The sequence below is a fragment of the Actinoplanes solisilvae genome (genome assembly GCF_003999975.1).
In the GTDB taxonomy this organism is placed as follows: domain Bacteria; phylum Actinomycetota; class Actinomycetes; order Mycobacteriales; family Micromonosporaceae; genus Actinoplanes; species Actinoplanes solisilvae.
The window spans coordinates 88,173-101,713 of sequence record NZ_RJAC01000005.1 but is presented as its reverse complement, the minus strand read 5'-3'; the positions used below and the strand labels follow the sequence as shown (position 1 = coordinate 101,713).

The following is a 13,541-nucleotide window of genomic DNA, read 5'->3' as shown; positions in this document are numbered from 1 at the left end:
GTCCTCGCAGTGTCACTATCCGTATTGCACGAGGGGGGTATCATGAGGTCCCGATCGGAGGAAAGCGGTCCCGAATGAGCGACCCGACCGGTGTGGTGGTCGTCGGCGCCGGGGTGTCCGGCCTGACCAGCGCGGTGCTTCTCGCCGAGGCGGGCTTCGGTGTGTTGGTCCGCAGTTCAGAGCCGCCCGAAGACACCACGTCCTGTGTGGCCGGAGCCATGTGGGACCCCCATCTGGTCGCCCATCCGCAGGTCGACGCCTGGGCGCAGAAGTCCCTTGAGGTGTTTCGTTCGCTGGCCGCGAAGCCGGGCATCGGGGTCGCCCTCGTCGAGGGCGTCGAGGCCGGCCACCGTGACACGCCCGCCCCCCGCCCCCGCCCCGGCGCCGACCACGTGCGCGAGTGCGACCCGGCGACGCTGCCTCCGACGTTCACGAACGGCTGGCACTACCGGGTGCCGGTCATCGACATGACCGTCTACCTCAGCTATCTGGTCGCGCGTCTGGAGCGGGCGGGCGGCCGGCTCGAGATCGGCCCGCCGGTGACCGCGGCCGAACTGCCCGCGCTCGGCGCGGTCGTCGTCAACTGCAGCGGGCTGGGCGCTCGCCGGCTGGTGCCGGGCGATCCGGTCCGGCCGGTCCGCGGCGACCTGCTGGTCGTGGACAACCCCGGCATCGACACGTTCTTCGTCGAGCACGACAACGACACCGACGAACTGACGACCTACATCCTCCCGCAGGGCCGGCACGTGATGCTGGGCGGCAGCCGCGGCTACGACGACTCGTCACGCCGGCCGCAGCCGTCGGTCGCTCGGGCCATCCTGGAGCGGTGCATCGCGGCCGAGCCCCGGCTCGACGGCACTACAGTGCGGGAACACCGCGTCGGGCTACGACCGGTGCGCCCCCAGGTGCGCCTCGATGCCGACGACCGGCACCCGCACGTGATCCACAACTACGGGCACGGCGGCGCCGGGGTGACCCTCTCGTGGGGCTGCGCGCAAGAGGTGCTGCGCCTCACGACCGCCGCAAGACATAGCAGCCGTCAACACTGAAGCCGGCCACCTGGAAACCGTCGCTCAGCGCCGTCCGCAGACCGTCCCGTACGGCGTACCGCCAGCGCGAGGCCTGGTCGGGCTCGTGCAGCCGCATGCTTTCCACGTCGTGCGGGACGAGCACGAGGCGGACCCCCGGGTCGGTGCCCGGAATCGTCACCTCGGGCCGCTGGTCGAAATCCCACTGACGCACGTCGGGCAGCGGCGCACCGAACAGGGCGGCGGCGGACTGCTCCTTGCGCGGCGGGCGGGCGCCCTGGGTCGAGTCCCACTCGAACACCAGCCGGTCGGTCTGGTCGCCCTCGTTGAGGCCGTCACTCAGGCTTCCGTACGCGTTCTCCAGGTAGCCCACGACGCGGGTGTGCAGCTTGGTGAGGTTGAAGTGGGCGTTGCGCCGCACGAGGGGATCGGAGGTCCACCGGATCACCGGAAGCCCCCGGCTGCGGGCCCACGCGGACTCGTGCTGCTTGAGGCGGTAGCCGAGGCCCATCCCCTGAGACTTCGGGAGCACCCCGACCATGTGGGAGTGCAGATGGCCGTCGCCGCGCCAGGCGACCGCGGCGCCCATCATCTCGTCGCCCCGGAAGACGCCGGCCACATAATTGTCGGACATCGACCAGGCGACCATGAGAGAGACGTTCGCGAGGTCTTCCGGAGTGTCGGTGTTCCAGACCTGACAGAAGACCCGAACCGCTTCCTCGAATTCGGGAATGGTCTTCAGCTCGCGGATCGTCACCCGTGGGGTTCCGGCCGCGTCCCGCTTCCGGCCGCGCGGCTCCCCGGCGCGCGCGGGACGCGGCGGCGGAGCAAGCTTCGTAGCAGTCACGACAAACCACCAGTCGAAGAGGCGAACGGGGCACGGTGCTCGGCGGAATTGCGCCAGCCTAGCCAGGCGTCGAGGGAGCCGCGTCGCCCGTTCACACGATGGTGCGCAATTATCTTAACTGCCCTTTGCGCGACCCGGTAAACACCGAACAGCCGATCGTCACGGATTCTTTTGACACAGTAACGCCCCGTGAGAAGAATAGTGACGATTCGGGCGTAAGGCATCGTCTCAGCGGGGTGCCGCCATCTCCGACGCGATCGCGCGGGCCCGATCACGGGCCGCCTCGAGCGCGGTCAGAAAAGCCGCCCGCAACCCGTGCGTCTCGAGCTCGCGCAGGGCCGCGGCGGTGGTGCCGGCCGGGGACGTGACCGACTCGCGCAGCTTGGCCGGGTGCTCGCCCGAGTCGCGCAGCATGACGGCCGAGCCGAGCGCGGTCTGCACGGCCAGCTCGTGGGCGGTCGTGCGGGGCAGTCCGAGCAGGACGCCGGCCTCGACCATGGCCTCGACGACCAGATAGACGTAGGCCGGACCGGAGCCGCTGAGCGCGGTGACCGCGTCCTGCTGGCTCTCGGGCACGCGCAGCACGCGGCCGAGCGGCCGGAAGAGCTCCTCGGTGATCGCCAGGTGCTCCTCGGTGGCGTGCGCCCCCGGCGACAGCACCGACATCGCCTGATCGACCAGGGCCGGGGTGTTGGTCATGACCCGCACGACGGGCGCGCCGGCCGGGAGCCGTCCGGCGAAGAACCCGGTCGGCAGCCCGGCGCACAGCGACACGACGAGCTTGTCGGCCGGGATCTTCGCGCCCAGCTCGTCGAGAAGCCGGCCCGCGTCCTGCGGCTTCACGCCGATGACCAGCACGTCGGCCACGGCGACGGCCTCGGCGTTGGAGACCGGGCGGATGCCGTAGCGCTCGGTCAGCTCGGCGGCGCGCTCGGGCCGGCGGGCGGTGGCGAACACCCGGTCGACCGGCGTGCCGGAGCGCAGCAGCCCGGCCAGGACCAGCTCGCCGAGTTTGCCCGCGCCGATCACGGCGACACTGTGCTCGGTCATCTCGCCTCCCCTACGAGTAAGGGGCGACCATCACGGTCGCCCCTTACTTACGTCACAACGATCAGCTGCCGAAGAAGACTTCAGCCTCTTCGTAGCGCGAGAGCGGCACGGTCTTGAGCTCACCGGTGCCGTCGATCAGCGGCACGCGCACGATGTCGGTGCCCCGCAGCGCCATCATCTTACCGAAGTCGCCCTCGTTGACGGCGTCGATCGCCTGCAGGCCGAACCGGGTCGCCAGGACGCGGTCGAACGCCGTCGGGGTGCCACCGCGCTGGATGTGACCGAGGACGACCGTACGGGCCTCCTTGCCGGTCTTCTCCTCCAGCTGCTCGGCGAGCCACTGGCCGATGCCGCCGAGGCGCACGTGGCCGAAGGAGTCGAGCTCCTTGCTCTGCAGCGACATCTGGCCGTCGAGCGGCTGGGCGCCCTCGGAGACGACGACGATCGGCGCGTACTCGACCTGGAAACGCTTGGTCACGTAGGTCGCGACCTGGTCGACGTCGAACGGGCGCTCGGGCAGCAGGATCACGTTGGCGCCACCGGCGAGACCGGCGTGCAGGGCGATCCAGCCGGCGTGGCGGCCCATGACCTCGACGACCAGGGTGCGGTGGTGCGACTCGGCCGTGGTGTGCAGCCGGTCGATCGCCTCCATCGCGATGTTCACCGCGGTGTCGAACCCGAAGGTGAAGTCGGTGGCGTTGAGGTCGTTGTCGATCGTCTTGGGCACGCCGACCACGTTGACGCCCAGGTCGTTCAGCTTGGTGGCGACGCCGAGGGTGTCCTCGCCGCCGATCGCCACGAGAGCGTCGACGCCCTGCTCGGCCAGGTTGGCCTTGATCTTCTCGACACCGCCGTCGATCTTGAACGGGTTGGTGCGCGAGGAGCCCAGGATGGTGCCGCCGCGGGGCAGGATGCCGCGGACCTCCGCGATGCCGAGCGGCTTCGTCAGACCCTCGAGCGGGCCCTTCCAGCCGTCGCGGAAGCCGACGAACTCGTGACCGTAAGCGGCGACGCCCTTACGGACCACGGCCCGGATCACCGCGTTGAGACCGGGGCAGTCGCCGCCACCGGTGAGCACGCCGATACGCATGTTTGCTCGTCCTCCCTGATCGGGTCGCGAGATGGAGAAAGCGCCCGTCGAGCCCCAGGGAGTGAGACGTCGGCAGCGCTGCCGAGCCCAGGGCGGGCCGCGATCCGAACTCTAGCCGCCGTCCGCTGCCCGGGTGCAGCGGCCCCGCATTTCCCCCGCCGGGTGACAGCGGCGCGGCTCAGCCACCCATCGCGCGCCAGCGAGCGAGGTTGTGGCGCGCGTCGACCAGCGCGTCGTGGCGGCCCGACATGGTGGGCAGCGTCGGGCGGCCCTTGTCGTCCCAGAGCTGGCGCAGGTCCTTGGTGAACCGGGGAATGGTGCGCGGCAGAGCCGGCATCGCGCCCCAGAGCTGGGCCAGCGCCACGTGGTCGTAGGCGGCGAACCAGGCCCACAACTCGATCTGCTCGTCGCGGCCCGCGACCGGCTCGGTCAGGAACGCGTACAGGTCGTCGCGTATCCGCTCCCGCGAGCGCCAGGCCGGATCGGACGGCGACGGCAGCTTGTCCAGCACGTTGCGCCGCACCCACGGGATGGCGCGGCTGTCGTCGAACTCGGTGCTGACCGCGTAGAACTCGCGGCCGAACTCATCGACCACGCCGATCGAGACCAGGTCGACGGTGCGCCCGTCCTCGATGAACTCGCAGTCATAAAAATAGCGATAGACCATAGGCCGCCTATCCTGACATGCCGTCCAGGGCTTCCCGCGCGCGGCGCAAGTCGTCGTGCCGGCCCCGGCGTGCCGCGCGGTCGGCCCGCTCGGCCCAGCGCAGCCGCAGCAGCACCGGCAGCACCGCGTACAACTCGTCGGCCCCGACCGGCCCGGCGGCCAGATAGCCGTCGAGCAGTTCCTCGGCCCGGGGCAGTCCCCCGGCGTAGACGACAGCCGCGGCCACGTCGTAGACCAGCGGGCCGACCCCGCTGGCCCCGCAGTCGAGCAGGCCGGCGCGCCCGGTGCTCGGGTCGACGACGAAGCCGCCCGGCGCGGGATCTCCGTGCAGAACCCCGTACGTCAATCGGTCGGTGACGGTCAGGCGTTTGGCGGCGGCCGACGCGTCGGTCACGGCGGCGCGCAGCCACGGCTCGGCGTCGAGGTGCGCGGCGGCCGGGTCGAGTGGCTGCCAGGGGCGCAGGCCGGGGTGGTGGAAGCCCTGCAGCGCCCGGTGCGCGGCACCCAGGCGGTCGCCCCACCACTGCTGGTCGATCGGGTCGCAGCCGTCGAGGCGGCGGCCGGGCACGCGGCGCAGCACGGCGAACGCGCCGGCCTCGGTCAGGGCGGTGAGACCTCCGGACAGGGTGCGCACCGGCTCCCCGGCGGCGATGTCGCGGCCGCGAAGATGCTCGGCGGCGGCCAGACCGGCCTCGACCGGCAGGCGGGCGTCGAGATCGGACAGCCGCACGACGTAGCGGCCCGAGCCGGCGGTCACCTCCCAGCCGTGGGACAGCAGGACGTCGTCCAGGGCGGAGATCTCACTGGGGACGAGATGCCACTCGTCCCGCAACGTCGAACGAAGCAGCTCGGCATCGGGCACGGCGGGATTGTGATGGCCCAAGAGCCACACACGACGGACAAAGTGGGCGTCTGTCACGCACGGCATTCAGAGGTTTACAGATAGCGACGATCGGAGCATGATCCTATGAGGCGCTCGCGGTGCAGGCGCGCAGAAATGGCGCCGGCGGGTTGCCGTGTGCTAAGAGTGATCGTCGCGTCGTGGGGGCCGACGCGGCCCACTCGTCGGCCGCGGCTCCCACCGGGGGAGGGATGACGCCGTGGACCATCGCATGCCGGACAATGGCGACGCGCTGACCGGTGTGGAGATGTTCGCCGGCCTCGAGCCGGACGTGCGGCAGCGCGTCATCGCCACCGCCGTTCCGCGCACGTACCGCAAGGGACAGATCATCTTCGTCGAGCACGACCCCGGCGAATCCCTGATCATCCTCAAACGCGGCGCCGTCGCCATCTTCCGCACCGCCCCGACCGGGGAACGCGCGGTGCTCACCGTCGTGCGCCCGCCCGACGTGCTCGGCGAGGTGTCCCTTCTGGACGCGTCGGCCCGCAGCGCCTCGGCCGAGGCCATCGAGGACTGCCAGGCGCTCACGCTGTCCCGGTCGGCCTTCATCGACCTGGTGCACGCCAACCCGCGCATCCTCGACGCGGTGATGCGCTCGGTCGGCGCGCTGATCCGCCGCCTGACCGAGCAGAACACCGATCACGTCTTCCTCGACCTGCCGGGCCGCGTCGCCAAGACCCTCGTACGCCTGGCCGGCGAGAGCCAGGCGCCGATGATCACGATCGAGCTGAACCAGAGCCAGCTCGCCGAGATGGCCGGCGGCTCCCGCCAGAGCGTCAACCAGGCGATCGGCTCGTTCGCCAGCCGCGGATGGCTGCGCACCGAGGGTCGCCGCATCGTCGTGACAGACCTACCGGCCCTCCGCCGCCGAGCGGGCATGACTCAGTAACATGGCCTCGCTCCGCTCGGCGGGCACTGCGCCCCTTGAGGTCGCAGTGCGACTTGGTAGCGGAACGGAGCACGCTGACGTCAGTCGACGCCTTCGACACCGACGGGTGCGGAGCGGCCCTGAACGCGTACGGGGCTCTCGATCTCGGTCTTGAGCTTGCTCGCGTAGACGTCGACGTATTCGCGGCCGCACAACGCCATGAGCTCGAACATGATCTCGTCGGTGATCGTGCGCTCGACGAAGCGGTCGCCCTTGGCGTGGGCGTAGCGGGAGAAGTCGAGCGGCGCGCCGAACCTCATCCGTACGCGCTGGATCTTGGGCATGAGGGTGCCGGTGGGCTGGATCTCGTCGCTGTTGAGGTGGGCCACCGGGACCACGATCGCGCCGCTCTCGAGGACGAGCCGAGCCACCCCGGTCTTGCCGCGGTAGAGGCGCCCATCAGGCGAGCGCGTGCCCTCCGGATAGATCCCGGCGACGCCACCCTCGCCCAGCACCCGCAGCAGGGTGTCGAGAGCCGCCTGGGCCGCCTGGCCGCCCGAACGGTCCACCGGGATCGTCCCTGTGCCGCTGAAGAACTGGCGCATCAGCCAGCCTTTGAGGCCCTTCCCGGTGAAGTACTCCGCTTTGGCGACGAATGTCACCCTGCGGTCCACCACCAAGGGTGTGAATATCGAGTCGGAGAACGAAAGATGGTTGCAGGCCAAAATCACCGGGCCGCTGCGGGGCACGTGAGACAGGCCGCGCACGTCGGGGCGGAAGAGAAGCTTGAGCACGGGTCCGAGAACCACATACTTGAGCAGCCAGTAGAACACAGATGTCCTTTCCTGGACGTCCGGGACATCCCGGCGTGAGGGAAGCCTACGAAGCGGGACGGCGCGCCACAACGCACTCCCGCAACCTGTCCATGTCGTGTCACCATTCAAGGCACGGTCGGCGAGGGAGTGTGCAGGGGTGACAGCGGGTGGCGCCCGCCGCGGGCGGCGGGACAACGGGCTCGACGCGGCCGATTACGCGGTCGCGGGCGACGTGGATCCACGCGTCGGTGAGCACCTTCTGGACGTGCTGGCGGCCGTCGGCATCGCCGCGTATCTGCAACCGACAGCCGATCTGAATCCCATCTTGCGCGCTACCACCCTGCCCGCGCGGCCGATCGACCGTCTTTATGTCGACCGCGCCCACCTCGACGTCGCCCGCGAGCACCTGCACAAGGTGACCGAGGGCCGGCCGCCCACCCTGGCGTCCGACCCGACCGCGGCCCCCGCCCCCGAGCCCGACATCGAGGCCGAGTGGGCCAAGATCGTCGCCGGCTACCACAGCACCGCCGACCCGACCGCCGCCACGCCTTGGCCCGCGGCCGAGGGCATCGAGGCGCCGCCGAAAGAGCCGCCGCGCCAGGGCGGGCTGCCCACGGCGGCCGACTTCTCCGGCGTCTCGCTCAACCGCCGCCGCACCGACCAGCCCGGCGACGATCCGTCGCTGCTCGACGGCCTCGACACCTTCGGCGCCGGCCTGCCCGACGACGACGAGAACGGCGACGACGAGAACGAGCGCTACATCCCGCCGCCGCCCCCGCCGCTGCCGCGCTTCTCGAAATACGCGGTCATCGGCGTGATCGGCGTGATCGTCGGCTTCCTGCTCTTCCTCTTCCCGACCGTGCTGCCGATCGACCGTGACTACGTGACGCTGCTCGGCTTCGCCTCCATCGTCTCGGGGGCCGTCATGCTCGTCTGGCGGCTGCGCTCGGGCGACGACGAGGACGACTACGACGACGGCGCGGTCGTCTGACCCTCGATTATTAAAACCATGTTGAATCGACCACCGTCGGTATAGATCACGGTAGTCATCCGATAACCTTCGGTGATGCGCCAGAGCTCGCTGGTCGTCGTGGCCAACCGTCTCCCGCTCGATGACAGTGCCGCGCCGGACGGCGCCTGCGAATGGCGGCGAAGCCCCGGCGGCCTGGCCGGCGCCCTCCACGCGATCCTCGAACAGACCCCGGCGACCTGGGTGGGCTGGGGTGGCCGCGTCGGGGAGGCCCGCCCGCTGCCCGACATCGGCACCCTGCGGCTGCGCCCGATGTCGCTCTCCGAGGCCGAGCTGCGCGGCTACTACGAGGGCTTCGCCAACTCCACGCTCTGGCCGCTCTACCACGACGCCGTCGTGCAGCCCGTATTCGACCGCGGCTGGTGGGAGTCGTACCGGTCGGTCAACCGGCGCTTCGCCGAGGCCGCCGCCGAGGTCGCCGAGCCGGGCGCGACCGTCTGGGTGCAGGACTACCACCTGCAGCTCGTCCCCCAGCTGTTGCGCGAGCTGCGCCCCGACGTACTGATCGGCTTCTTCCTGCACGTGCCGTTCCCGCCGCCCGAGCTGTTCATGCAGCTCCCCCGCCGGGTCGAGCTGCTGCGCGGCATGCTCGGCGCCGACCTGGTGGGCTTCCAGCGGCCGCAGGCGGCCCACAACGTCGCCCAGCTCGCGGCCAAGCTGCTCGGCACCCACGGCGCCGACACGGCGATCGTCACCGACGACCGGGTCGTCCGCACCGGCGCCTTCCCCGTCTCGATCGACGTGGCCGAGATGCGGTCGCTGTCCGCCCGGCCCTACGTGGCCAACCAGTCCCGGCAGCTGCGGCACGACCTCGGCGGGGCGCACAAGAAGGTGCTGCTCAGCGTCGACCGGCTCGATTACACCAAGGGAATCGAGCACCGCCTCACGGCGTACTCGGAACTCTTGCGCGACGGCCGGGTGCAGGTGCGGGACACCGTGATGGTGCAGGTGGCCGTGCCGAGCCGCGAGCGGGTGGAGAGCTATCGCGGGCTGCGCGACCGCATCGAACGCGAGGTCGGCCGCATCAACGGCGAGTACGGGCGGGTCGGCGAGCCGGCGATCCACTACCTGAACCAGCCGTTCGATCGGGCCGACCTGGCCGCGCTCTACCAGACCGCCGACGTCATGGTGGTGACCCCGCTGCGCGACGGGATGAACCTGGTCGCCAAGGAGTTCGTGGCCGCCCGCCGCGACGACAGCGGCGCGCTGGTGCTCAGCGAGTTCGCCGGGGCGGCCGCCGAGCTCGAGGACGCGTTCCTGGTCAACCCGCACGACGTCGACGGTCTCAAGGAAACGCTGCTGCAGGCGATGGCCGCGACGCCCGACGACCTCGCGACCCGCATGAAGGCCATGCGCGCCTATCTGACCCGGCATGACATCCGCGCCTGGGCCGGCGCCTACCTGACCGATCTCGACCTGGCCCGATCGCCGTCGCTAGGCCTGCGTTAACTCCTTGGTCAGCCAGTCGAGGATCGCCTCGATCGGCTCGGCCCACGCCACGTCGAGCATCAGGTCGTGGCCCATGCCGGGGAAGAGCAGCGGGGCTCCGCCGTAGCGGGTCGCGGTGCGGTCGAGCGAGGCCCGGGGTACGACGCGGTCGTCCGGGCTGCCGACGACCAGCACCGGCGGGTCGCCCACCGGTCGCGGCGCGGGATCATGCTTGATCAGTTCGCGGCGCGGCCGCTCGGCGGTGACTCGTCCGAGCAGCTCGCGGGCCCGCTCGTCCGGCATCTCGGGGCCGAAGAGCTGCTTGCGGCTCAACCGCAGCCGCCCGCCGAACAGCGCCGGGATCGTGCCGCCCGGGTTGGTGCGCAGCGCGGCCCACAGCGTCGTCCGGCCGTCGAGCACGGGTGCGGCCAGCACCGCCGCTCGCACGGGATAACGACCCATCGCGTACGCCACCACGAGCGCGCCGGCTCCCTGGCCCACCAGGACGGCCTGACGCGGCAGCGACGCCGCCACCTGAACGACGTCATGCACGTGGGCCCGGAGGTCGCCCCCGGGGCGCGGGGTCAGCGCGTGCGCCGCGAACCCGCGGGCCGTGGCCTGCGGCAGCCAGTGCTCGGCGAACGCCCACGCCCCGTGCCCGAGCCCCGGCACGAACAGCAACGGAGGCAGATCTTTGTCGGCCTCCTCGGTGAGCGACACAACCTCGCGCTCCACCGCCTCGACCGGTCGCGTCCAGTCGTCGAACCGCAGCAGCTCCGATTTCACTTCGCCGGCTCCATCTCACGCAGAAGACCCTCGACGGCCCGCAGATAGTCGACGTGGTCGACCTCGAACCAGTGCCGGGCGGTGGGCACCACGCGGCGGCGCGACCAGCTCGCGAGCGGCCTGGTCGACTCCTTCTGCTGCACGGCGGCGGCCCGCACCGGGTCGCTCGCGCGCAGCCGCAGCCAGCGCGCGACGGCCACGCTCTGCCAGTGCGCCAGCGGGAAGAGCCCGAAGTCGGCCTGCACCAGCCCCACCACGGCCAGCGTCGGGTGCTTGCGGGCGAACGCGTGCAGGTGCAGGTCGGGTCGTCCGTCCTCGGCGCTGTCGAGCAGCTCGGGGGCGAGGAACTCGAAGCGCGGCCGGTAGCCGGTCGCGGTGATCACCAGGTCGGGCTCGACGCGGCGGCCGTCGGCCAGCACCACCGACGCGTCGTCGAAGCCGGTCACGTCCGGCACCGGAACGATCTTGCCGTGGCCCAGGTAGTACGGGAGCTGGCTGTTGACGATCGGGTGACTCTCGTACGGCTGGTGGTCGGGCTTCGGCAGGCCGTAGCGGGTCAGATCACCGGTCGTCAGCGCGACCACGCGGCGGTAGAGCCACTGGCGCAGCCGCAACGGCAGGCGAAACTGCAGCGTACGGTCGTTGACCTGGTCGGCCGGGCGGCCCATCAGATATTTCGGGGCGTACCAGTAGCCGCGCCGCGTCGAGTGCCAGACCGCGCTCGCCTGCTGGGCCGCCTCGACCGCGATGTCGCAGCCGGTGTTGCCGCCCCCGATCACCAGCACCTTGCGGTTGCGCAGCTGGGCGGGGTCCTTGTACTGCGCGGAATGGATCACCTGGCCGCGGAAGTCGCCGGGGATCTCGGGCCGGGCCGGCGACCAGTTGTGCCCGTTGGCCACGACCACCCCGGCGTACCGCTGCACCCGCTCGGACCCGCCGCCGGTGGACTGTGTCGTCACGTCCCAGCGCCCGTCGCCGACCGGCACGACCGAGACCACCTCGGTGCCGAACCAGACGTCGTCCTCGAGCCGGAAATGCCTGGCGTAGCGCTCCAGATAGGACAGCACCCGCTTGTGGTCGGGATAGTCGGGCCAGGTGTCGGGCATCGGGAAGTCGGGGAACTCGGTGAGCGGGCGCGACGAGATCAGGTGGGTGCCGGCGTAGACCGGGCTGCGGTCGTGCCGCCAGTTCCAGGCGCCGCCGACCGACGTCTCCCGCTCGTAGCAGTCGACCTCGAAGCCGTGCTCACGAAGGTTCTTGATCGCGGCGAGACCGCTGGCGCCGGCCCCGATGACGCACACGGCGTCTCGACGGTCGGCAATGTCGGGAGTGTCGGGCACCCGGCGATATTGCCAGACCGGCCGCTCAGGAGGAAGGGATCTTCAGGTCTACGAGGACGGGAAGATGATCACTCGCGCGTCGGGCCTGGTCGGAGTCGACGACCTCGTACTTTTCGATGGAGATGTCGGGACTCACGAAAATGCCGTCGATGCGCCGGTTGGGCAGCGTGGCCGGGAAAGTGGATCTGCTCGACGCCGCGTCGTCGGAGACCAGCCCGTCCTCGACCGTGCGCCACGCGCCGCCGCCCGGGCCCTCGTTGAGGTCGGCCGCGGCGATCAGCGGACCCTCGACCCGGCTCAGCTCCTGCTTCCACAACGCGGCCTGGGCCGGCCGCTCGTTGGTGTCGGTGGCCAGGTGTGAACCCGAGACGGTGAACGAGCCGCCGCGCACCGAGCCCCGGACGAACGCGGCGCCCCGCAGATGGCGGCCCGGGGTGAGCGGGTAGCGCATGCACCACGTCTCGTGCACCGCCACCCGCAGGCTCACCAGCACCAGGTTGCCCAGCGCGGGCAGGCCGCCGACGGCCACCACCATGCCGAGGTCGTCGGCGAGGGCCGCGCACTTGTGCCGCCACCGGAACCGGCGCGGGGCCTCCTGCACGACGAGCACGTCCGGCCCGAGCTTGCTGATCACACCGATCAGCGCGGCCCGGTCGTCCTTCAGGCCGTGGACGTTGTAGCTGACCACCCGCAGCGAAGCGCCCGACATGATGCCCCCGCCGGATCAGAAACGTCGAGCCAGGTCGGCGGCGCCCACGACGCCGGCCGTGTTGCCCATCTCGGCCGCCTTCAGATCGGCCACCGGAAAGCGGCCGCGCTGTTTGAGCTGGTCGCGATAGGTGGTCTGGGTCGGGGTCATGAGCAGGTCACCGGCCTCGACCACGCCGCCGCCGACCACCAGGATCTGCGGGTCGAAGCTCTGGGCCAGGTCGGCCATCGCGACGCCGAGCCAGTAGCCGATCTGGGCGAACGCGTCGCGGGCCACGCCGTCGCCGGCCCGGGCGGCCTCGGTGATCTGGCGGCCGCTGATCGCCAGCGGGTCGCCGCCGGCCAGTTCGAGCAGCTTCGCGGCGCGCTCGGGTTCCTGCCGGGCACCGGCCCGGGCGAACCGGACCAGGGCGTTGCCGCTGGCGTACTGCTCGAGGCAGCCGAGCCGGCCGCAGCCGCAGGGGTGGCCGTCCGGCACGGACTGGATGTGGCCCAGCTCGGCGGCGATGCCGTTCGCCCCGCGCCAGAGCTTGCCGTTGAGCACGATGCCGCCGCCGATGCCGGTGCCCACGGTGATCATCACCATCGAGTCGTCGGCGTGCCGGGCGACGCCGAACCGGAACTCGGCCCAGGCCGCCACGTTGGCGTCGTTCTCGAGCACGGTCGGCAACCCGACGGCCTTGCTCACGTACTCGCGCAGCGGCTCGTCGCGCCAGGCCAGGTTGGGGGCGAACAGCACGGTCGCGCCGGCCGCGTCGATCCAGGCGGCCGCACCGATGCCGATCGAGGTGGCCTGGGGGAACTCGCGCGCCAATTCGGCCGCGACCTCGACGATCGTGTCCCTGGTGCCGGCCGGGTCCTCGGCCGGGGTGCTGCGCCGGTTCGAAGCCAGCACGGTGCCGTGCTCGTCGACCACCCCACCGGCGACCTTGGTGCCGCCGACGTCCACTCCGATGGTCAGCGTCACGCTGCCCGTCCCCTCA

The 13,541-nt window shown here is 71.1% G+C and carries 14 protein-coding genes; 4 read left to right on the top strand and 10 right to left on the bottom strand.

All coding sequences use genetic code 11. From position 1 onward, the window contains the following. Positions 1–74: 74 nt before the first annotated feature. Positions 75–1,049: an FAD-dependent oxidoreductase gene (locus EER30_RS16155; protein ID WP_127501277.1), complete on the top strand. Its 975-nt coding sequence runs from the start codon at positions 75–77 to the stop codon at positions 1,047–1,049. On the opposite strand, the gene EER30_RS16150 is transcribed toward EER30_RS16155, so the two are convergent. The 5 genes from EER30_RS16150 to EER30_RS16130 all read right to left on the bottom strand — a co-directional run bounded on the left by EER30_RS16150 (position 1,012) and on the right by EER30_RS16130 (position 5,544). Further along, positions 1,012–1,875: a GNAT family N-acetyltransferase gene (locus tag EER30_RS16150; protein ID WP_127501276.1), complete on the bottom strand. Its 864-nt coding sequence runs from the start codon at positions 1,873–1,875 to the stop codon at positions 1,012–1,014. The two genes, EER30_RS16155 and EER30_RS16150, sit on opposite strands and share 38 nt — an antisense overlap. A 228-nt stretch (positions 1,876–2,103) precedes the next feature. After that, positions 2,104–2,925 (bottom strand): pyrroline-5-carboxylate reductase, encoded by an 822-nt coding sequence (proC, locus tag EER30_RS16145; protein ID WP_127501275.1) that lies wholly within the window; start codon positions 2,923–2,925, stop codon positions 2,104–2,106. Positions 2,926–2,986: 61 nt separating this feature from the next. Next, on the bottom strand, positions 2,987–4,015 hold the full coding sequence (locus EER30_RS16140) for a 6-phosphofructokinase (RefSeq protein WP_127501274.1): 1,029 nt from the start codon (positions 4,013–4,015) through the stop codon (positions 2,987–2,989). A gap of 178 nt (positions 4,016–4,193) precedes the next feature. Continuing rightward, entirely contained in the window at positions 4,194–4,682 is a 489-nt protein-coding gene (locus EER30_RS16135) for a polyadenylate-specific 3'-exoribonuclease AS (RefSeq protein ID WP_127501273.1), read from the bottom strand. Positions 4,683–4,689: 7 nt separating this feature from the next. Next, the gene (locus tag EER30_RS16130) at positions 4,690–5,544 is read right to left on the bottom strand and encodes a phosphotransferase enzyme family protein (protein ID WP_127501272.1); all 855 of its coding nucleotides are present in this window, start codon (positions 5,542–5,544) and stop codon (positions 4,690–4,692) included. 250 nt (positions 5,545–5,794) lie between these two features. On the opposite strand from EER30_RS16130, the gene EER30_RS16125 reads away from it, so the two are divergent. Beyond that, the gene (locus EER30_RS16125) at positions 5,795–6,472 is read left to right on the top strand and encodes a Crp/Fnr family transcriptional regulator (RefSeq protein ID WP_432417546.1); all 678 of its coding nucleotides are present in this window, start codon (positions 5,795–5,797) and stop codon (positions 6,470–6,472) included. A gap of 80 nt (positions 6,473–6,552) precedes the next feature. On the opposite strand, the gene EER30_RS16120 is transcribed toward EER30_RS16125, so the two are convergent. Continuing rightward, positions 6,553–7,284, bottom strand: coding sequence for a lysophospholipid acyltransferase family protein (locus EER30_RS16120; protein ID WP_127501270.1), 732 nt, complete (start codon positions 7,282–7,284; stop codon positions 6,553–6,555). 139 nt (positions 7,285–7,423) lie between these two features. On the opposite strand from EER30_RS16120, the gene EER30_RS16115 reads away from it, so the two are divergent. Both EER30_RS16115 and EER30_RS16110 read left to right on the top strand, forming a co-directional pair. Continuing rightward, positions 7,424–8,257, top strand: a complete 834-nt coding sequence (locus EER30_RS16115) for a DUF308 domain-containing protein (RefSeq protein WP_127501269.1) — start codon at positions 7,424–7,426, stop codon at positions 8,255–8,257. Positions 8,258–8,332: 75 nt separating this feature from the next. Beyond that, positions 8,333–9,745, top strand: a complete 1,413-nt coding sequence (locus EER30_RS16110; RefSeq protein WP_127501268.1) for an alpha,alpha-trehalose-phosphate synthase (UDP-forming) — start codon at positions 8,333–8,335, stop codon at positions 9,743–9,745. Here the strand turns inward: EER30_RS16110 and EER30_RS16105 are convergent. Genes EER30_RS16105 through EER30_RS16090 form a run of 4 tightly spaced genes read right to left on the bottom strand, consistent with a single transcriptional unit; the run spans position 9,731 to position 13,525 of the window. Beyond that, positions 9,731–10,510: an alpha/beta hydrolase gene (locus EER30_RS16105; RefSeq protein WP_127501267.1), complete on the bottom strand. Its 780-nt coding sequence runs from the start codon at positions 10,508–10,510 to the stop codon at positions 9,731–9,733. The genes EER30_RS16110 and EER30_RS16105 overlap by 15 nt on opposite strands. Then, positions 10,507–11,850, bottom strand: a complete 1,344-nt coding sequence (locus tag EER30_RS16100; RefSeq protein WP_127501266.1) for a flavin-containing monooxygenase — start codon at positions 11,848–11,850, stop codon at positions 10,507–10,509. The genes EER30_RS16105 and EER30_RS16100 overlap by 4 nt, the downstream gene beginning before the upstream one ends. 25 nt (positions 11,851–11,875) lie before the next feature. Beyond that, positions 11,876–12,559: an endonuclease/exonuclease/phosphatase family protein gene (locus EER30_RS16095; RefSeq protein WP_127501265.1), complete on the bottom strand. Its 684-nt coding sequence runs from the start codon at positions 12,557–12,559 to the stop codon at positions 11,876–11,878. Between the two features lie 15 nt (positions 12,560–12,574). After that, positions 12,575–13,525 (bottom strand): ROK family glucokinase, encoded by a 951-nt coding sequence (locus tag EER30_RS16090; protein WP_127501264.1) that lies wholly within the window; start codon positions 13,523–13,525, stop codon positions 12,575–12,577. Positions 13,526–13,541 lie beyond the last annotated feature (16 nt).